The sequence below is a fragment of the Thermococcus sp. GR6 genome (assembly GCF_012027415.1).
Classification (GTDB): Archaea; Methanobacteriota_B; Thermococci; order Thermococcales; family Thermococcaceae; genus Thermococcus; species Thermococcus onnurineus.
This window is the reverse complement of record NZ_SNUM01000002.1, coordinates 297354-315825: the sequence shown is the minus strand read 5'-3', so window position 1 is coordinate 315825 and position 18472 is coordinate 297354. Positions and strand designations below refer to the sequence as shown.

The window sequence follows — 18472 nt, the reverse complement described above, 5'->3', positions numbered from 1 at the left end:
TCTGTCCAAATTTTATACACCACTAGGATAAGTATGCAAAAAACGGAAAAATCTGAAAGAGCACTCATCACCACGGCACGCTCTTCCAGCCCATTTTGTAGGCGAAGTAGTTGGCCCCCCAGTGAACGAAGGGCGAAACGACGAGGAGGAAGATTATCTGGCCAGAATCGAGTGTTTTGACTGGATAAGCAAAGGCCAGCGCTGAAATCAGGAAGCCGAGCTGGTCGAGACCTATCGCCGGAGAGCCACGCGGAAGATCTATCCTCCTCTTGAAGAAGCTCCCGACCAAATCGCCAAAAAGGGCACCAAATGACAGCAGGAACGCAAGAAGAAGGGCCTTCTCAAGTGAACCGTAGAACTCAGGGGTAATGAAGTACTGGAGAGCGCCAACTGCAGTTCCAATTGCAACTCCTCCGATTAAGCCGCGCCAGGTTTTACCATCCCCAAAGACCCTCCGCCCGTCTTTCCAGTACCTGCCGCCGTCTATCGGCCTTCCACCACCGACCAGGACGGGCGATGCATTGGCGAAGTAAGCGGGAAGAATATACCAGAATGCCCACAGCAGCGACGACAGCGACATTCCTCCACCCCAATTTGACTACCAACAGCTGGTTTTAAAGCTACCGCTTCTCTTCGCCCTCAAGGCACTTAAGGAGCCTCTCAAGAACCTCCTTATCGTCGTGGTTCATGAGAAAGCGGAGTATCCTTTCGGCAAGATCGTTCCTCTTCATGGCTAACTCGATGCTTTCCCTGATGAACTCCGCCTCGGGGCCGGTCTCACCTTCAAGCTCCTCCAAAGCACGCATGAGGTTCTCCTTCATCTGCTGAATGTCTTCAAGAATCCTGCTGTAGTAGGCAGCCTGTCTCCAGTCCTTGAGGAGCTTTGTCGCTTTGTAGTAGGCCTTCTTATCGCCAGGCTTCTTGATTCTAACCACCAAGCCGAGGCTCTCCATAGACTTCAGGGCAGTACTCACGTGAGAGAGCGAATAGCCCGTCCTCTCGGCTATTTCACTCAGGCTCATTGGTTCCTTAGCCAGGAAGAGAGCACCGTAGATGTAGCCATAAAGCTCACTAAAGCCGAATCTTCTCGCGGCGTTTGCGAAGTGTTCCATAACTATTCGACGGGCTTCCTCGATTCCCATGCCCAGCACCTCGATTCCAGTGATAATAGTAATCTCGGGAAAAGGTTTTTAAGGCTTCACATATTTAAAACTTTCGGAAATTTCCGAAAGTTCGGAGGGAAAATAATGGAAGCGCTGCGCAGTACCGCTAGGATAATCGTGAGGTACAGGGTCGCTTTTGCCCTAATAGCGATATTCCTGTTAGTGGTTTCCATCTACGGAATTCAGAACCTCCGCTTTGAGAGCGACCTGAGAAGCATGCTTCCCGAAGGACACCCTGCCATAGATGACTATACCACACTTCAGAATGAGTTCCAGAGCGGCGACAGCACCATCATAGTGGTCAAAGTGAGCTCCATCGAGCCGGGTGGAGTTTACGACGTGAGGGATCCCCAGGTAATTCAAGCCATTTATGAACTCGAACAGAGGCTCCTCCAGAGGGAGTACGTCACGGACACTATAAGTATCGCCGACATCTACATGCAGGTTCTTGGCAGGCTCCCGGAAAATGAGGAAGAGGCAAAGTTCGTCCTTGACGTGCTCCCACCGGAAACGAGGAATCAGCTCGTGAGCAGGGATTACACGACGACGATGATAGTGGTGACCATAAGCAGGGAGAAGAACTCCAAAACCCTCGTCAGAGTCTATGAGGGGATTCATGAGGACATAAACGACGTGAAGTTCCCGAAGAACGTCGAGGTTATCCAGACAGGCAACATAGGCATAACCTACCGCATACTGGAACTCCTCCAGAGCGACCTCAACAAGACCATGGCGATATCGTTCATAATCGTTCTCGCCCTGCTCCTCTACTTCTACCGCTCGCCGGTCAAGGCGCTGATACCCCTAACGCCGCTCGTTTTTGGTGTAGCCATGACCCTGGGTGCAATGGGGCTCCTCGGCATTCCCCTCGACCTTGCGACGACCACCATAGGTGCGATGCTCATAGGAATGGGCATAGACTACGGAATCCACGTAACGAACCGCTATTACGAGGAGCGCAAAAGGGGAAGGACAATCGAGGAGGCCGCTGAGGAGGCCATAGCCGAGACGGGAAAGGCCCTGCTCGGAGCGGCGCTGACGACCGTTGCCGGCTTTGCTGCCATGTACCTCTCGAGCCTTCCGATGCTCCACAACCTGGCGACGACCTTGATCCTAGGACTGAGTCTGGCGGCACTGAACGCGGTCGTGATAACACCCTCTGTGATAATCCTTGAGGAAGACGTCATGAAGAAGCTCAAGGGGCACTACGAGGTTCCGGAGATACGCTCCCATTCAGGCTTCGTTGGGAAAGCCTTCCGCTCCCTGGGCGAGGCCGTGAGGAGGAAGCCCTTTGCGTTTCTCGGTGCAGTCTTTCTGATAACGCTCATCTTTGGCTACGGTATGACACAGGTAACTACCGAGGTCAGGCTTGAGAAGTTCGTTCCCAAGGGAATGCCCGAGATAGAAGCTTTGCTTGACATACGCAGCGATTTTGGAGGCCAGGATGAACTCTATGTTCTCGTAAAAGCGGATGACGTGAGGGATCCCACCGTAGTAAGGAGCATCTACCGCTTCGAGAACCAGATAAAGGCAGACACCTACTACAACAACGTCTTTGACTCCGAGAGTATAGCCGACATCGTTGTTCAGAAGTACGGTTACATCCCCGACGACAGGGAGAAGATAAAGGAAGCTCTGAAGGACTACCAGGGAGCTCAGCTCGTTTCATCGGACTACTCCATGACGATAATCAAATTCACCGGGGACTTCAGCGGCTCGAGTATAGACGACTTCAGGAGGATAATACGCTATTTTGAAGAAGAAGTCCAGAACGCCGCCTTCCCACCAGGAGTGAGCCTCTCCCTGACGGGTGACATCTACCTCAACTACGTCCTCGACCAGCTCACAAACGAGGAAATAAACCGCATCTCCATGTATGGAACGGTTTTCGTCGTTCTAATAGTCCTGCTCCTCTTCAGGCGCCCAAAGGTCTCCCTGGCGATGATAACGCCGATGTTCCTCGGTGCTCTCTGGACGGTCGGCTTCATGGGTCTCGCTGGCATTCCTTTCACCCAGACACTGGCTGGTGTTATCTCGATGATAGTCGGCTTGGGCGTCGATTACGGGATGCACTTAACCCACCGCTTCCTTGAGGAGGTGAACGAAGGGAACCCGCGCCCGATAGTCACTTCTGTCGAAAGCGTGGGCCCGGGCATACTTGCCGGCGCCCTGACGACTGCCGGAGGATTTCTGGCGCTCCTGGCCGGAGAGCTGCCGACGATACACGACTTTGGATTGACACTCGCGTTCGGAATATTTGCCTCTATGTTTGCCGCTTACCTTGTAACGCCTGCACTGCTGCAGGTCTTCTACGGAAAGAAAATTGGGGGTGATGTGGAATGAAAAAGATAAAGGTTGTCCTGCTCGGATTGATGCTCATCACGGGTCTGCTCGGAAGTGCGGTGAGCGCCTCGACGGGAAGCCCGCTTTTCGAGGGCTACTTGAGCAGGGGCGAGGCCACACTGGTTGGGCCGCTCATAATCTCGCTGACAGATACACAGAAGGACTATGGGAACGGCGAGTACTACGCCTTCCTAGTGATAATGAAGGATGGAAAGATACTCAACGCCGAGTATAAGACGATATACGTACCCGACCCCGAGAAGATCCAGAGGCTCCTCCTCGACCCAGAGTTCCTGCTGGCCCTTGCCGAAACTCAGGGCTACGATGTAAGCTCGTGTTCCCAGTACGTCAACGACACTACAGCGTTCAACGCATGCCTGATGGCCAACGCCTTCGGCTTCTACCAGTGGCTCAACACGGCATCGCCGAAGGAGATAGCCGACGCGGTCGTGAAAACCATCGAGGAGCACCCAGAGCTCGGGATAAACAAGGAAGACATCTTAATGCCCATAACGTATCCAGACATAACTCCCGTGCGGGAGGGAGAAACGGTAGAAGTTGATGTGGATGATCAGACAGTTTACGTGACCGTCCTCGAAGTATATCCGAACGGGATAAAGATAAGCATCAGCGGGCCACCCGAGTGGAGAGCAGCAACCGCCCCGGGAGTGGTGATTTCAAGCGTTGAAATGCCAGAAACTGTCCAGCCAGGCGATACAGTCACGATAAAAGTCCACCTGAGGAACGAAGGAGCGCTGAAGGTTCGCTATCTGAACGTCTTCGTTTCACCAGCGCCGGTGAGCTTCAACGACAGCTCCTCCATAGCGAGCGCGGTATCGATGGCACTGAGTCAGAGCGGATTATCCCAGAGTGCATTCTACCCCGAGGGAAGCGCGATCCAGTACATAGAGTATCTCGACGGCAAGGAGAACACAACACTGACGTTCAGGATAAAGATAAACCCCAACGCCGACGTCGGCACCTATCCGCTCTACGTTGGGGTGGTTTACTTTACGGGCCTGGGGGCTAACATGAAAATGCTTCAGAGCTACAACTTCGTCGCCCTTACCGTCAAAAAGAGCAGGGAGGGCTTCGTCGAGATAACGAAGGTCGAGACGATTCCAGGGGAGATAAGCCCCGGGGATACCTTCACAGTGAGGTTTACGGTGGAAAACACCGGAGCCGAGCCCATCAAGGCCCTCAGCTTGAAGATAACCTCCTACCAGGTCCCGGTCCAAGGGGAAATCAAAAACGTTGACCTCTCAGCCCTTTCACAGTTGCCAATCCAGGGGAGCGAGGCTCTAAGCGAGAACCTTCAGACGTCGCTCAACCAGATAATGCGCGAGCTGGCGAAGCAGAACATTGACGCATTCCTGCCCATCGGCGAGGACAACGTAAAGTATGTGGCCGAGCTCCAACCGGGACAGAGCACGACGCTGGAGTTCAGGATTAAGGCCAACGACAGGCTCGAGAACGGCATATACCCTCTCAGGATAGAGCTCAAGTATCTCAGCGAGCCGGACGAGAAGGAAATAACCGATGAGAGGCTGGTGGGAATAGACGTCACAGGAAGGGCCGAGCTGATCCTCTCAAAGGTCTCCACCTCGCCGAGCAAGATTTTGCCGGGAACCGACAACGTGGAGGTAAATATTCAGATAGACAACGTCGGAACCGGAACCGCAAGGACAGTCATAATAAAGCCCCAGCCGGTCTGGCCGTTTGAGCTCAGCGAAACGAGCCAGCAGGTCATAGGTCTGGGAAGCCTAAACAAGGGCGACTCGGCCCAGACATCTTTCAGGGTCAACGTTGCAGAGAACGCGAGCTCCGGAACCTACGAGATACCGCTCCTAATTATGTACACCAACAGCCTTGGGGTACAGAAGAACATCACACTGAAGGTTCCAATCATCATAGGCGCCAAGCCGAATATAGAGGTCGTTGACATCAGGTTTGAACCCGAGCCCCTCCAGGGAGAGAGAGTCAAGGTTTACATCACCCTGAAGAACACGGGCGGAGAGAAGGCCACGAGCGTGCTCATCGAAGGTGTGGTTAAGGCCGACCAGCCCTTCACCCTCGACAAGAGGACAGACTACATTGGTGATCTGGCACCTGGAGCTACTGGCGAGGGTGTAATAATCCTCAGGATAGACCGCGATGCCATACCCAAAGACTACAAGATTCAGCTCAGGATAAGGGCCGTCGGAGACCCCAACCAGGGCGACGACAACGTCTACGTCTTCGAAAGGACCGTAGATGTAACGGTGAAGGAGAACATCAAGACCTCAACCAATCTGAGGAACCTCGCCGTGGTTGTGGGAGTACTGGTGGTGATCGTGGTAATCTACATCCACAGAAGAAGGGCCAGCTGAGAAAATAGGAAACATTTAAACGCCCCACAGATAACAAATAGGAAGGTGAGAGAAATGAACTGGAAAATAGCGGTCTTAGCAGTACTCCTCGCGTTCATACTGTGGGGCAGTTACGTCGGCTATGCCATCCTCACGCTTCAGCCCAGTATCAACGCCCAGTGGGGCTACGTGGACGAAAGCACCACAGAGATCTGGATAAACGCCCACCTCAACAAGCCTCTGCTCGTTCCGGCATCCATAGAGAACGTTAGCCTCGAGTTCGCTGATGTCCCTGTGGCAAGGGTGGAGAGGTTCGATTACGGGGCAACTAAAAAAGACATGACGCTCGCGATATCCATAGACAACAGAAACCTCGTGAAGGCCATGATAAACTACTTGAACAACGGGCAAAGAGGCGCCTTCACCATCCACCTCAAAGGCAAGCTCCTCGGAGTGGTGCCGGTGGAGGGAAGCATCAGCGAAGAGGTAAACGAGGATATACTGAGCTATCTCGATGTAAAAGCCAAGAGCAGGGACCTTGGCATAGCCAAAACTCCCGCCCTCGTCGAGACAGAGACAGAGTGGGCTGGAGTGCGAGGGAACAAGGCGGTAATAATTAACCACCTACAGCTCTACAACCCCAATCCCTTCCCCCTCCCGATCACCGGAGTCAGCTACACTCTCTACGTGAACGGGATCAAGATAGGTGAAGGCACAATAGTCGAGAGCGTCGTCCTTCCGGCGAAGGGCTACGGAACAGTTGATGTTGAAACGTTCATAGACACAAACGCCCTTCCAGAGGCCTGGGTTAGGCACATAAAGAACAACGAGACTAGCTACGTGAAAGCGGAGATATACCTCGACGTCACGGTGCTTGGTAAGGAGTTCAAGATGGAGCTGGCGACGGTAGATGAGACCGTCCGGACGGACATAATGGGAGACCTCAACAGGATGCTGGAGGGGCTCGTGAGGTAACCAAAGTTTTTAAGCCCTCCATCTTTTTCCTTTCTGGTGGGAGAAATGAACGTGAGAGAGGTTCATGAGTTTCTCAACGAGATGTGGGAGAGCATTTTCAGGCTCAACGAGGAACTTAAGGCCGAGCTTCCCAAGAAGGGCTTCAAAGTGGAGGACGTGGAGGAGGTCTTTGGCGCTTACATCTTCCTCGACGGCGAATGGAGGCTCATGAAGTACCCACACCCGGCCTTCGAGATAAAGCCCCAGATAGAAGTTGGGGCAACACCAGAGGCTTACTACTTCGTGGTCGCGGTTCCAAAGGAAAGGATAAGCGAGAACTTCGTTGGCCTCTTCGTGGAGCTCTTCCCGAGGAGCTTCATCTACGGGGCGGAGGACTTTCTGAGCGACGTATACAACTGGAGGTGCGACGGGAGGATTTCTCCGAGCGAGATAATGGCGCGCATAGAGAAAAGCGATGAGAAGATTTTCCAGTTCGAGGCCAACTTCGAGAGCGTGGAGACCCTCAGGGAGGGCATTGAGAGGCTCATTGATATCGGGAAGCGCTTTGAAATCTTCGATCTCTGAGGTGTCTGGATGAGCTACGAGGAGGCCTTTCCAGCGGAGCTGAAGGAGTACTACAGGCGGCTCTTTGGCGAAGAGGCCGAGGAGATAATGGCCTCCCTCAGGACGCCGGTTGAGAAGTACTACATCCGCGTTAACACACTCAAGACGAGCCGCTCAAAGCTGATGAGAATTCTCCGAAAGGAAGGTCTGAAACCAAAGAGGAGTCCCTATCTGGAGGAGGGCATCTACTTCGAGCGCGAAGGCCCAAACTTCCCTGATGACTATGAGCCCGGCCTTCACGTTGTAAGGGCAAACAAGTTCGCCAGCGAGAGCGTCTATCAGGGGGCAATGCTCTACGCACCCGGTGTCCTCCAGGCGGACAAGAAAATCAAGCCCGGCGACGAGGTCGAGATTCGCGATCCACGGGGCCTCCTCGTTGGAATTGGAATAGCGAGGATGAGCGCCAAAGAGATGATCGTCTCGACGAGGGGTATAGCGGTAGAGGTCACCCTGCCCAAGTTCAGGCTTCCCAGCCTGAGCGAACTGGAGAGCTTTAAGGAGGGGCTCTTCTACGCCCAGAGCCTGCCTTCAATGGTCGTTGCGAGGATTTTAGAGCCGAGCGAGGAGGAGCTGATAATCGACATGGCGGCCGCTCCAGGAGGAAAAACGAGCCACATCGCCCAGCTCATGCAGAACAGGGGTGAGATAATAGCCATCGACAAATCAAAGAACCGGCTGAGGAAAATGGAGAAGGAGCTCAAGAGGCTCGGGGTCAAAAATGTCAAACTGATCCACATGGACTCAAGGAAGCTGCCCGAGCTCGGAATAGAGGCCGATAAGATACTCCTCGATGCTCCCTGTACAGCCTTGGGAATTAGGCCAAAGCTCTGGGAGAGCAGGACGCCAAAGGACATCGAGGCGACGGCGCGCTACCAGAGACACTTCATCAACGCGGCAATCAAATCCCTCAGGAAGGGTGGCGTTCTGGTTTACTCTACATGCACGCTCAGCTATGAGGAAAACGAGGCGAACGTTAAGTACATGCTGAGCAAAGGTTTAAAGCTCGAGGAGCAGAGCCTATTCATAGGCTCCCACGGCATAGGCCTCGACGGAGTGCAGAGGTTTTATCCGAACAGACATCTAACTCAGGGCTTCTTCATAGCGAAGCTCAGGAAGGTGTGAGAATGGACTGGAAAAAAATAGCATTCCTCACCCTCGGACTGCTCATAATTGCCCTCCTCATTGGATGGGTAGGGGTAGAGGAGGTATTGGACGTTTTAAAAAAGGCCAGATTGGACTACTTCCTGCTCGCCGTTCTCGCTTATATAGCTGGAGTTTTCATCTGGGCCCTTCGCTGGCGTGTACTTCTTAAGAGCCTCGACATAAACGCACCCTTCAAGGCCATCCTTGGGGCAATATTCGTCGGCATCTTTGTAAACAACGTTACGCCGGGAGCGAGAGGCGGTGGCGAGCCCATTAGAATGTATTACCTCTCTAAACGCTCCAACGGAGCCTACGGTCCGGTCTTTGCCACAGTCATGGCAGACAGGATACTCGACCTCATTCCCGTGGTGATAATGCTTATGGCCTCCACCATCTATGTTTACCTTCTCGGTTCGAGATCCCTAACGATAATGCTCCTCATACTCGACTTCCTCCTTGCCCTCCTCATCGTCATAACCCTCGTCATACTCCTCAACGAGAGGAGGACGAAAAAGATACTTTACTGGTTCTTCAACTTGGTCTCCAGAATCATGCCCAAAAGAGCACAGAAGTACGAGGAGAAATTCATTCACAATATAGAGGTCAGCGTTCCCAAGTTTCAGGAGGGCTTCAGGCTCCTGCTGAAGGATAAGAAGACCTTCTTTTTGGCCCTGGCTTATTCCTTCGTTTTCTGGTTTCTGACCATCCTCCGCGCATACTTCATCTTTCTGAGCATAAACTATCCCATTGGACTGATGGACGTAATGGTCGTTCAGATGATAGGCATAGTTGTCGGGCTGCTCAGCATAATTCCAGGCGGAGCAGGCTTCATCGAGGCTATTAATTCAGGTGTTTATGTCCTTCTTGGCATAGACAAGAACTTCGCGGTAACGGCAACACTCATCGAGAGGGTCGTATCCTACTGGGCTCCAACGGTTTTCGGAGGATTCATAACAACTCACTTCGGCATTAAGGTCAGTGAGGAGAAGAAAAAGAAAAATTTAACTGATGAAGAGGAGAAGGGGTAACCATGAAGTTCGGGATAGTGGCCAGAAGGGATAAAGAGGCCGCCCTCAAGCTCGCATACAGGGTCTACGACTTCCTCAAGGTCAGCGGTTATGAGGTGTACGTGGATACCGATACGTACAAATATCTTCCCGAGTTCCATGAGGAGGACGTTCTCCCGCTGGAGGACTTCGACGTCGATTTCATCATCGTTATCGGGGGAGATGGAACGATTCTCAGGGTGGAGCACAAGACCAAAAAGGAAATACCCTTGCTGGGCATCAACATGGGGACGCTCGGTTTTCTCACGGAGGTTGAACCACACGAGGCCTTTTTTGCCCTCAGCAAGCTGATTGAAGGTGACTACCACATAGATGAGCGCATAAAGCTGAGGACATATCTAAACGGCGAGAACGTAGTTCCCGATGCCCTCAACGAGGTTGCCATCTTGACCGGTATACCGGGCAAGATAATCCATCTGCGCTACTACATAGACGAAGGCCTCGCCGATGAAATCCGGGCGGATGGGCTCATAGTATCGACTCCGACGGGCTCGACTGGCTACGCCATGAGCGCAGGAGGTCCCTTCGTAGACCCAAGGCTCGACGTAATAGTGATAGCCCCTCTTGCACCGATAGCTTTGAGCTCAAGGCCGATGATAGTACCCTCCTACACCAAAATAGATGTTAGGAACTTAGCCTTAACTAGAGAGATAATCCTGGCGATAGACGGCCAGTTCTACACCTACCTCGAGCCTGAAACGGAGATAACGATAAGGCTCTCCCCGAGAAAGACAAAGTTCGTAAGATTCACGAATGAGGTCTACCCAAAGTACACAATGAAGATCAAGAGGAAGTTTTGAGGAGGTTCTTAGGACTCTTGACCGGAGTAAACTCCCTCATGAGTATCTTCAGCTCTTTCTCCCCAATGGTTCCTTTAACGACAACCAGGAGCAGGGTGGACTTTGCCTCAACGGCGTAGTCTTTTAGAGACGAAAGGAATCTAAAGGTGGCCGTAAAGTCGTTGTACAGGATAAAGGCCTCCAAGCAGTCCACCACTATCAATCTGCCTCCTCCCCGGAGAAACTTCACTGCACTCTCCATGATCACGTGAAGTTTCGTTGGTCCTATCCCCCTGTCAACGGCAGGGGTTATCCAGAGCGTCTGAACGTGCTCTCCGATATTTTCGTACATCCAAGGACTCCTGGTGATTACAAGCACTGGAGCGTCAATTGAAGAAATAAACTCTACAAGATCTCCTGTGTCTTCTCCCGTGTAGAGATAACCTCCCGGGGAGAGCCTTGCGTTCCCAGCGGCATTTGCAGGAATCGGAAGAATAGTTTTTTCAACATGGCTTATATAGCTCAACAGTCCATATGCTATACCGATTATCGAAAGAAAGTAGAGAATCTGCTCTAGAGATATAATAATGGGCACTTCTCCAGTGAAATCGTCAACGATATCAAGTGCCCTTCCTGCCGCAGCCGTGAACATGGAAACTGCCACTATAACGATGAACCTGTTAAGGGGTTCACCGTAACGTGATATCCTTCTGAGGGCGAAGAGCGCGGAATATCCGATAACGATGAACAGTACGATATCAATAAAAAAGATCCAGATTGAAACCTTTAACTCCATACAACCTCCACCTCATCCGTCCTAAACTTCTGCTTTACCACAGTTTCCTCGAGATTGAACCTAACACCGCCAAGATACATCCTCAATCCAGTGTAAGCTATCATGGCCCCGTTGTCTCTGCAGAGATCGTAGGGCGGAACGAAGAACTTTATCCCCCTGTCATCAGTCATTATTCTAAGCATCTCCCGCAATCTGTTGTTCGCGGCGACGCCTCCAACGAGAACGACCTCATCCTTGCCGGTGTGGGCAACGGCCCTCTCAGTGACCTCAACGAGCGCTGCAAATGCCGTCTCCTGAAAAGAATAGGCAAGATCCTCAACCCGATACCGGCCCGTGCGGTACTTCCGGACGGCCTCAGTGAGTATTCCGGAGAAGCTCAAATCCATACCTTTAACCGCATAGGGGAGCTCAATGTATTTCTCTCCCTTCAGGGCAAGCTTCTCTATCTTGGGTCCCCCAGGGAAACCTATCCCAATCTCGCGCGCAAAGGTGTCTATAGCGTTACCTATGCCAATATCAAGCGTTTCACCGAAGACGCGGTAGCGGCCTCCCTCCAACGCCAGAACCTGGGTGTTTCCACCGCTCACGTAGAGGCCAACGGGGTCTTTAACACCGAACATCTTGGCTATCTCAACGTGAGCTATGCAGTGGTTCACACCGATTATCGGTTTGTTATGCTTTATGGCAAGAGCTCGTGCAGCCGTGGCAACAACTCGCAAAGAAGGCCCGAGACCTGGCCCCTGGGAGAAGGCTATCAAGTCAACGTCCTCGATAGTTATTCCTGCCTCGTCAAGGGCCTTTCTCAGAAGAGGCTTCAAAAGCCTTGCATGGTGTTCGGCGGCTTCCTTTGGGTGGATTCCACCCTTTTCAGTAGTGAGAGTATCGAATACATTGGCGAGAACTTTCTTCTCGGTGACTATGCCTATGCCAAGGGTATGTGCCGTCCCCTCTATGCCAAGAGCTATCATCAGGGGGGGAGTGTAAAAATAGTATAAAAGGTTATCGAGAGTGGACTTGAGGAGGACGATGGATGTGCTTCTCGAAGGTCACAAAATCCGTCCATGCAGTATGAGCAAGGAATTTAGCGTCAAGATTTGGCCTGTCGTTTTCGAAGGCATCCTTTCGGTATGAGCTATCTACAACCTCCCCAACGAACCATGTGTGATCGCCATAGTCCCTCTCATCCACGAGCCTGCACTCAACGTTCGCAAGGGCCTCTTTTATGCTGGGGGTTTCAAGAGCCTTCGATGGAACAAGGGTTATTTTCATCTCTTTCAGCTTCTCAGGGCCGTGCCTAGTGCCGGCTATCCAGACGTCCCGGAGCATATCGAGACTCGGCACGCTGATGACGAACTCTCGGTACTTCTTTATCAGTCCCCATGTATACCTCTCAGGAGAAATGGCAACACCAACCATGAAGGGCCTGAACGAGACTATCGTGACCCAGTCGGCGGCCATTACGTTTGTCTCCTCACCATTTCCTGCCACGATGAGGTAAGTCCTCAAAGGATAGAGGAGTCGGTACGGCTTCATGAGAACCACCAAAAATGAATTGGGCTTCACCTTAAAAAAGTTAAAAGCCTCATCGACGGGAGAGCCACGCCAAAGCGTTGGCTGCCCTCTCCGGTGTAGGGAAGTTCTTTATTCCACCTTCCTCCAGCAGCTTAACCCCATCCCTAACGAGCTCTCCGGCCATGAAGTTTACTATCACTGGTTTGTCGCACTCGGCGTCGATTACGGCCTTCGCTATCTCTTCGCTCGGGATGAATATCGGCGGGACGCAGATTACCAACAAAGCATCGACGTTCCCGTCCCTGCAGACAACCTCAATCGTTTTCTTGTAGCGCTCGTAGTCCGCATCAGCTATGAGGTCTATCGGGTTCTTAACCGAGCACTGCGGTGGAAGGAACGAGCGGAGCTCTTCAACGGTTTCATCGCTTAGCTGAGCTATTTCGAGGCCAAGACTCTCGAGCTTGTCGGTAGCGAGAACACCGGGCCCGCCAGAATTGGTAATCACGGCAACGCGCCTCCCGGCTTTCTCGTACATCTCAAAGGCCTTCGCTGCGTCGAATAGCTCCTCCATCTCCTCAACCTCTATGGCGCCGGCCTGCTTGAAGGCCGCCCTGTAAATCTCATAGCTTCCGGCGAGCGAACCGGTGTGAGAAGCGGCTGCCCTTGCACCACTCTTGCTCTTTCCAGCCTTGAGGATTATCACAGGCTTTTTGCCAGCTGCATAGCGGAGGGCCTCCATGAAGCGCCTCCCGTCCCTAACGCCCTCAATGTAGAGTGCTATGGCCTTCGTGTTTTTGTCATCTGCAAAATACCTCAGAAAGTCGCTCTCGTTCAGGTCAGCCGCGTTTCCATAAGAAACGAAGGCCGAGAAGCCTATCCCCTCGTCGTTGCCCATCGCTAAAGCGGCACCGCCGAAGGCGCCGCTCTGACTTATGAGCGCTAGACCACCCGGCTTAACGCGAACCTCGAAGGAGCCGAAAAACTTGCCGTGGACACCGAAGATGCCGGCGCAGTTAGGGCCGATGATTCTAATGCCATGCTTTCTGGCTTTCTCGACGAGCTCGCGCTCAAGCTCAACGTTTCCGACTTCGGAAAAGCCGGCACTTATGACAACAGCACCCTTGATGAGTTCACCAATCTCGTCTATGAGCGATGGAACGAACTTCGCCGGAATGGCAATTATGGCAGCATCAACGGGCTCCTCCAGCTTCGGGCGAATTTCAAAGGCTTTCCCCGCGATCTCAACGGTTCTACCCTTCGGATTGACTGGAACTATCCTCCCATCAAAGCCACCTTCAACGATGTTCCTGAGGACCTCGTAGGCTATTGCCCCCTCCTTGAAGGAGCCAAAGACTGCGACGCTCTTGGGATAAAAGAAGAAGTCCATTCACTCACCTCCCTGTTCGGAGGTCTCATCACTTGATTCCTCGACTTTTTCATTTTCAGTGCTTCCATCTTCAACAGCCCCACTTTCTTCTCCAGTTGACTGTTCTGGCTCCTCTGAAGATATCCCACGCCTCTTGATCCAGAATATTCCGAGAACGACAACCAGAATCAGGCCCACCCAGATGTAAGGCAGACGGCTCGTCTTTTTCTCAGTCACAGTGATTACGATGGTGTTGTCAGGGGCCATATTGTAGGTGCCGCCCACCACTGAAACCCTGTCAAACGACCCGGGCAGTTTAAGAAGGGCCTCCCATATCCTTTCGGAGGAGGTCTCCCTGTAGGCCACCTTGGGTTTTGCCACACCTATGACAACCAAGGTGCCGTTCTCCTCGCGGGTGTCCAGACTTATTATGTCCATCGTGGCCTTGAAGCTCGAGAGGAGCTGATCGATAACCACGGGCGTTGCGTTGGCACCGGTAAATGTGGCATTGAACTGAACGTAGCCCTCATGGGGATCGTACTGGAGCGATATCTCCTTCCTGGTCGAGTTCAGAAATATCAAATAAGAATACACGGGTGTATAAAGCTCTATCAGGGGTATGAAGTCGCCGTTGGTCCAGACGGCAACGTTGTTACTGAAGTCGTCAGGAGCAGGAGCAAGGTTTTTCACCTCGTAGTCCTTCGGAAGCACGAGCGTCAGCTTGTCCCAGCTGTAGTCGAAAACGTGGCCCTTAAAGACGAAGTCCATCGGGCCGCTAAGAGGACAGCTGATGATTTTTCCATCGCTGACAAGGAAGTTTGAGAGAGCAAAGGTAACGACAGCAGACCAGTTGTCGAGAACTTTAACCGGACCTCCTGAGGGAAGGTAAATTGTGCTGTTAATGCCTTTGGCCTCAAAACGATCCTTGAAGTTGTTCTTCAGGTTATCGTAAATCAGCTGTTTGACGAATGACCTGAACTCCTCGTTTGCCTTCGTCGTGTTGTTTGCTGCGAGATAGTCAAAATAGGCCCTGTAACCCGGATCCTCGAGGGTGGCATATATCCTGAACTGGCCCATCCAGGTGGAAGAGCCGTTTATGACCACCGGCGAGACCCGAATCATGATCTCGATCTTGAAAAGGGGCTGTGAGTTCCCGGCGGCATTGACCTCACTGACCAAGGGCGTGAGAAGAAGAATCGTCAGAATGAACGCGATGAGCTTCTTCATTCTACCACCTCCAGGAAAAAATCTCTGGAAGTTGATAAAAAAGCTTATTGGTTCTTCAGCCTAATTTTAGTCCATGAAGAAAAAGTACCGCAAAGTGGTCGTCGGAGGAACCTTTGATAGGCTCCACCTCGGACATAAGGCGTTGCTGAGGAAGGCCTTCGAGGTGGGAAAGTACGTCTATGTTGGACTGACTGCCGACGAGATGGTGAGAAACAAGCCCCACGCAGATAAAATCCTTCCCTACGAGCTCCGCCTGAGGGATCTGCTCAAGTTCTTCGAGGTTAACGGCTACTCCAACTACAGGATCATCAAGATACACACGGCCATAGGCTTCGCGGATAAGATGAAAAGCCTCGATGCCATAGTCGTCAGTGAGGAGACCTACAAAGGGGCACTCATAGTGAACAGAGCCAGAGAAGAGAGGGGCCTGAAGCCCCTCGAGATAGTGACCATCAGGATCATAAGGAGCAGCCTCGGGGCGAAGATAAGCTCCTCCCTGATCAGGGCAGGCCTCATCGACCCGCTCGGAAACCCTAGGAAGAGAGATTCACCGTAATGCTCCCCATATTATTGATACATACTCCATCTGACCTCCTCCCCATCCTGAGGGTGAGGGCTCCAACGAGGAACCCCATATTCGGCGGGCAGAAAGGGTGGTAGGCTTCAATAAGGCCCCTTAGGATTGGCATCTTGACTCTCAGGAGAGTCTCCCCTATTACCCTCCAACCTGAAGGAGAATAACCCCTCCGGATTCAGGAGCATCTTCCCAGCAACCTTTTTCTCAAAATATTAAAAGTCCCAACCGGGTCTGAGGAAAAGTTCCTCACCAGGAAAGAATTTAAGAGTTGAGCGTTAATTCACTCCTGGTGATATCTATGACGAAGCTGAAGGAACCGATAATAGCGATAAACTTCAAGACGTACATCGAGGCCACGGGCGAGAGAGCCCTTGAGATCGCCAAGGCCGCCGAGAAGGTCTGGAAGGAGACTGGAATAACCATCGTGGTTGCCCCCCAGCTGGCTGACCTTTACAGGATCGTCCAGGAGGTCGAGATTCCGGTCTTTGCTCAGCATATAGACCCGATTAAACCGGGAAGCCACACCGGTCACGTCCTCCCGGAGGCAGTTAAAGAAGCCGGGGCCGTCGGAACTCTCCTCAATCATTCGGAGAACAGAATGATTTTAGCGGACCTCGAAGCTGCCATAAGGCGCGCCGAGGAAGTTGGATTGATGACAATGGTCTGCTCCAACAATCCAGCAGTCAGTGCCGCTGTCGCCGCTCTGGGGCCAGATTACGTCGCAGTTGAACCGCCTGAGCTGATAGGAACGGGCATTCCAGTCAGCAAGGCCAAGCCGGAAGTCATAACCTACACCGTCGAGCTCGTCAGGAGGGTAAACCCAGAGGTCAAGGTTCTGACCGGCGCGGGCATTTCCACTGGAGAGGACGTCAAGAAGGCTTTAGAGCTCGGAAGCGTTGGCGTTCTCCTCGCGAGCGGCGTTACCAAGGCAAAAGACCCGGAGAAGGCGATAAGGGATTTGGTGTCGATGATAATCTAAGCTTTTCTCTTAAAATTTTCAACGCCGATGCGAACAAGCTTTGCGCGAGCAAAGCTTGACCAAAGTTGAAACTGCCTGATAAAATGTCCCTTTGGATGAGTGCACCCCCAAATTCTGCAAGTTCGAGAGGATTTCCATTTAACAGGAGACTTTAATCTGAAGTCTACTTTTCTTTTGACGCCCTTTGGGCGTCGTACTTTGAGAGACTTCTTGAAAATTGGCCAGTTAAGAAGAAATCCAACTTAAATCGCCTTTTTGAAGGAGTGCACACTCAAATCAGTATTTCTAGAAGCAGTCAGAATTTTTCCGCCAGTGCCGAAGCTTTTGGGAAAAGCTTCACCAAAAGTTTGTAGCTCTTGGAAAATTTGGGTATTTGAGTGTGATTACTTCTTGGTAGGACGCTCTTAACTTGGAATCTTCTCAACCTGCGAGTTAAAAGGAGTTTCTTTCCGTTGACGCCCTTCGGGCGTCGGTTGAAAGTGAACTCCTCACGAAAGAGTAGGCTTTAATGGATTCCAACACTCCAGAGACCAATCTAACAGCAATCACGCTTTGGAATAGGATTTTGAGAAGGAGCTATGAACCTTGATCAAACTTCGCGAAGGCGAAGTTTGTATTGGTAGCCCCGCCGGGATTCGAACCCGGGTCGCGGGATCCAAAGTCCCGCATGCTTGGCCGCTACACCACGGGGCTGCCCGATAGAAAAAGCTAAGAAAGGGCTTATAAACCTTAAGCCCACAAGTAAGCCAACACCCCCGACTCCTTGCTCCCCAAACTTTGATTAGTGTGCGATTGTACTCTGTTTCTTCTAAGATTGTACGCCTCAGTTTTCCCGCATTTGAAATAGAGGCAAACTTTTTGATCAAACTTTTCGCCAGAAAAGTTTGCTAGAAGGCGAACTCCTCCACGCTGAAGCTCTCCACGACCCTCTCGAAGTCGTTCTCCGGAGCGTAAACGAAGCCGCAACGGGTGCACTTAAGAACGCCGTTCTCCTCACTCAGCGGAGAGAAGCAGACCGGACAGCGGTACTCCTCGCGCTGGAGGGAATCATAGACATCATCCTTCATCACAAGGAGGTTGAGTTCTGTCTCCCAATCCTCGTGGAGCATGCCCCAGTAGGGCGTTTCGATGGGATAAAAGTCCTCCAAAATCAGGGCGTTTATTCCGATGCTCTTAACACCAGGCGGGAGCTTTCCTGTCGGTTCTATACTGACCACGTACTGATCGTAGAACTCGATGTGCTCCGCGCGGATCGTTAAGCCGCGGGAGAGCCTTGAGCGGAGGGGGATAATCTGAAGGAAGAGATTTTCCTGCTCGACGTCCCAGCTCGCGCTTATCGAGACGCTACCCTTCGTAAAGAATTGAGTGATATAACCGTCGTCCCTTTCTTCACCCGCCAGAGAAAAGCCCAGTTTGGCCATTGCACGGTTTAGGAAGTTCGGCCGCGGGAGCTTCTGGTAATTTATCAGATACTCCCCTACCCATCCGGCCAGGGGCATGGAATAGCCGAGGAAGACCTGCTTCTGCACGCGGAGGTAGGCGACGCTGGGGAGCAGTTTGAACTGGTCGTACATCAAAAAAAGGGCGACATAAT

The 18472-nt window shown here is 52.1% G+C and carries 17 protein-coding genes and 1 tRNA gene; 9 read left to right on the top strand and 9 right to left on the bottom strand.

Annotated features, from left to right (window positions below):
* Positions 1–67: 67 nt before the first annotated feature.
* Together E3E32_RS07830 and E3E32_RS07825 are read right to left on the bottom strand one after the other, a co-directional pair.
* Positions 68–580, bottom strand: coding sequence for a CDP-2,3-bis-(O-geranylgeranyl)-sn-glycerol synthase (locus tag E3E32_RS07830; RefSeq protein ID WP_167731263.1), 513 nt, complete (start codon positions 578–580; stop codon positions 68–70).
* Positions 581–620: 40 nt separating this feature from the next.
* Positions 621–1142, bottom strand: coding sequence for a GbsR/MarR family transcriptional regulator (locus E3E32_RS07825; protein WP_012572587.1), 522 nt, complete (start codon positions 1140–1142; stop codon positions 621–623).
* A 105-nt stretch (positions 1143–1247) separates the two neighbouring features.
* Between E3E32_RS07825 and E3E32_RS07820 the strand changes: the two genes are divergently transcribed.
* Genes E3E32_RS07820 through E3E32_RS07790 form a run of 7 tightly spaced genes read left to right on the top strand, consistent with a single transcriptional unit; the run spans position 1248 to position 10442 of the window.
* Complete coding sequence (locus E3E32_RS07820; protein ID WP_167731262.1) at positions 1248–3506, top strand: hydrophobe/amphiphile efflux-3 (HAE3) family transporter; 2259 nt, start codon at positions 1248–1250, stop codon at positions 3504–3506.
* Complete coding sequence (locus tag E3E32_RS07815) at positions 3503–5875, top strand: COG1361 S-layer family protein (protein ID WP_167731261.1); 2373 nt, start codon at positions 3503–3505, stop codon at positions 5873–5875. The genes E3E32_RS07820 and E3E32_RS07815 overlap by 4 nt, the downstream gene beginning before the upstream one ends.
* A gap of 54 nt (positions 5876–5929) precedes the next feature.
* A complete protein-coding gene (locus E3E32_RS07810; protein ID WP_167731260.1) occupies positions 5930–6829 on the top strand; it encodes an LEA type 2 family protein in 900 nt (299 codons plus the stop codon).
* Positions 6830–6874: 45 nt separating this feature from the next.
* Positions 6875–7393, top strand: coding sequence for a DUF3201 domain-containing protein (locus E3E32_RS07805; RefSeq protein WP_167731595.1), 519 nt, complete (start codon positions 6875–6877; stop codon positions 7391–7393).
* A 9-nt stretch (positions 7394–7402) separates the two neighbouring features.
* Complete coding sequence (locus tag E3E32_RS07800; RefSeq protein WP_167731259.1) at positions 7403–8554, top strand: RsmB/NOP family class I SAM-dependent RNA methyltransferase; 1152 nt, start codon at positions 7403–7405, stop codon at positions 8552–8554.
* Positions 8555–8556: 2 nt separating this feature from the next.
* Positions 8557–9603, top strand: a complete 1047-nt coding sequence (locus E3E32_RS07795; RefSeq protein ID WP_167731258.1) for a lysylphosphatidylglycerol synthase transmembrane domain-containing protein — start codon at positions 8557–8559, stop codon at positions 9601–9603.
* 2 nt (positions 9604–9605) lie between these two features.
* On the top strand, positions 9606–10442 hold the full coding sequence (locus E3E32_RS07790; RefSeq protein WP_167731257.1) for an NAD(+) kinase: 837 nt from the start codon (positions 9606–9608) through the stop codon (positions 10440–10442).
* Here the strand turns inward: E3E32_RS07790 and E3E32_RS07785 are convergent.
* The 5 genes from E3E32_RS07785 to E3E32_RS07765 are packed head-to-tail and all read right to left on the bottom strand — an operon-like array spanning position 10426 to position 15322.
* Positions 10426–11217, bottom strand: a complete 792-nt coding sequence (locus tag E3E32_RS07785; RefSeq protein ID WP_167731256.1) for a DUF835 domain-containing protein — start codon at positions 11215–11217, stop codon at positions 10426–10428. The two genes, E3E32_RS07790 and E3E32_RS07785, sit on opposite strands and share 17 nt — an antisense overlap.
* Positions 11208–12185 carry a bifunctional N(6)-L-threonylcarbamoyladenine synthase/serine/threonine protein kinase gene (locus tag E3E32_RS07780; protein ID WP_167731255.1) on the bottom strand — a complete coding sequence of 326 codons (978 nt, stop codon included), beginning with the start codon at positions 12183–12185 and terminating at the stop codon, positions 11208–11210. The genes E3E32_RS07785 and E3E32_RS07780 overlap by 10 nt, the downstream gene beginning before the upstream one ends.
* Positions 12186–12216: 31 nt before the next feature.
* Positions 12217–12750 carry a flavin reductase family protein gene (locus E3E32_RS07775; RefSeq protein ID WP_167731594.1) on the bottom strand — a complete coding sequence of 178 codons (534 nt, stop codon included), beginning with the start codon at positions 12748–12750 and terminating at the stop codon, positions 12217–12219.
* 49 nt (positions 12751–12799) lie between these two features.
* Positions 12800–14116 (bottom strand): acetate--CoA ligase family protein, encoded by a 1317-nt coding sequence (locus E3E32_RS07770; RefSeq protein WP_167731254.1) that lies wholly within the window; start codon positions 14114–14116, stop codon positions 12800–12802.
* Positions 14117–15322 carry a hypothetical protein gene (locus tag E3E32_RS07765; protein ID WP_167731253.1) on the bottom strand — a complete coding sequence of 402 codons (1206 nt, stop codon included), beginning with the start codon at positions 15320–15322 and terminating at the stop codon, positions 14117–14119.
* A 73-nt stretch (positions 15323–15395) separates the two neighbouring features.
* Here E3E32_RS07765 and coaD point away from each other — a divergent pair, with 73 nt between their 5' ends.
* Both coaD and tpiA read left to right on the top strand, forming a co-directional pair.
* Positions 15396–15878, top strand: coding sequence for a phosphopantetheine adenylyltransferase (gene coaD / locus E3E32_RS07760; protein ID WP_167731252.1), 483 nt, complete (start codon positions 15396–15398; stop codon positions 15876–15878).
* Positions 15879–16197: 319 nt separating this feature from the next.
* Positions 16198–16878 carry a triose-phosphate isomerase gene (gene tpiA, locus E3E32_RS07755; RefSeq protein ID WP_167731251.1) on the top strand — a complete coding sequence of 227 codons (681 nt, stop codon included), beginning with the start codon at positions 16198–16200 and terminating at the stop codon, positions 16876–16878.
* Positions 16879–17495: 617 nt separating this feature from the next.
* Here the strand turns inward: tpiA and E3E32_RS07750 are convergent.
* Positions 17496–17571, bottom strand: a tRNA-Gln gene (locus tag E3E32_RS07750).
* Between the two features lie 194 nt (positions 17572–17765).
* Positions 17766–18452: a hypothetical protein gene (locus E3E32_RS07745; protein ID WP_167731250.1), complete on the bottom strand. Its 687-nt coding sequence runs from the start codon at positions 18450–18452 to the stop codon at positions 17766–17768.
* Positions 18453–18472 lie beyond the last annotated feature (20 nt).

Excerpts from the sequence above, each read along its gene's own strand:
- E3E32_RS07830 (WP_167731263.1), bottom strand. The coding sequence starts at position 580 with ATGTCGCTGTCGTCGCTGCTGTGGGCATTCTGGTATATTCTTCCCGCT.
- E3E32_RS07825 (WP_012572587.1), bottom strand. The coding sequence starts at position 1,142 with ATGGGAATCGAGGAAGCCCGTCGAATAGTTATGGAACACTTCGCAAAC.
- E3E32_RS07820 (WP_167731262.1), top strand. The coding sequence starts at position 1,248 with ATGGAAGCGCTGCGCAGTACCGCTAGGATAATCGTGAGGTACAGGGTC.
- E3E32_RS07815 (WP_167731261.1), top strand. The coding sequence starts at position 3,503 with ATGAAAAAGATAAAGGTTGTCCTGCTCGGATTGATGCTCATCACGGGT.
- E3E32_RS07810 (WP_167731260.1), top strand. The coding sequence starts at position 5,930 with ATGAACTGGAAAATAGCGGTCTTAGCAGTACTCCTCGCGTTCATACTG.
- E3E32_RS07805 (WP_167731595.1), top strand. The coding sequence starts at position 6,875 with ATGAACGTGAGAGAGGTTCATGAGTTTCTCAACGAGATGTGGGAGAGC.
- E3E32_RS07800 (WP_167731259.1), top strand. The coding sequence starts at position 7,403 with ATGAGCTACGAGGAGGCCTTTCCAGCGGAGCTGAAGGAGTACTACAGG.
- E3E32_RS07795 (WP_167731258.1), top strand. The coding sequence starts at position 8,557 with ATGGACTGGAAAAAAATAGCATTCCTCACCCTCGGACTGCTCATAATT.
- E3E32_RS07790 (WP_167731257.1), top strand. The coding sequence starts at position 9,606 with ATGAAGTTCGGGATAGTGGCCAGAAGGGATAAAGAGGCCGCCCTCAAG.
- E3E32_RS07785 (WP_167731256.1), bottom strand. The coding sequence starts at position 11,217 with ATGGAGTTAAAGGTTTCAATCTGGATCTTTTTTATTGATATCGTACTG.
- E3E32_RS07780 (WP_167731255.1), bottom strand. The coding sequence starts at position 12,185 with ATGATAGCTCTTGGCATAGAGGGGACGGCACATACCCTTGGCATAGGC.
- E3E32_RS07775 (WP_167731594.1), bottom strand. The coding sequence starts at position 12,750 with ATGAAGCCGTACCGACTCCTCTATCCTTTGAGGACTTACCTCATCGTG.
- E3E32_RS07770 (WP_167731254.1), bottom strand. The coding sequence starts at position 14,116 with ATGGACTTCTTCTTTTATCCCAAGAGCGTCGCAGTCTTTGGCTCCTTC.
- E3E32_RS07765 (WP_167731253.1), bottom strand. The coding sequence starts at position 15,322 with ATGAAGAAGCTCATCGCGTTCATTCTGACGATTCTTCTTCTCACGCCC.
- coaD (WP_167731252.1), top strand. The coding sequence starts at position 15,396 with ATGAAGAAAAAGTACCGCAAAGTGGTCGTCGGAGGAACCTTTGATAGG.
- tpiA (WP_167731251.1), top strand. The coding sequence starts at position 16,198 with ATGACGAAGCTGAAGGAACCGATAATAGCGATAAACTTCAAGACGTAC.
- E3E32_RS07745 (WP_167731250.1), bottom strand. The coding sequence starts at position 18,452 with ATGTACGACCAGTTCAAACTGCTCCCCAGCGTCGCCTACCTCCGCGTG.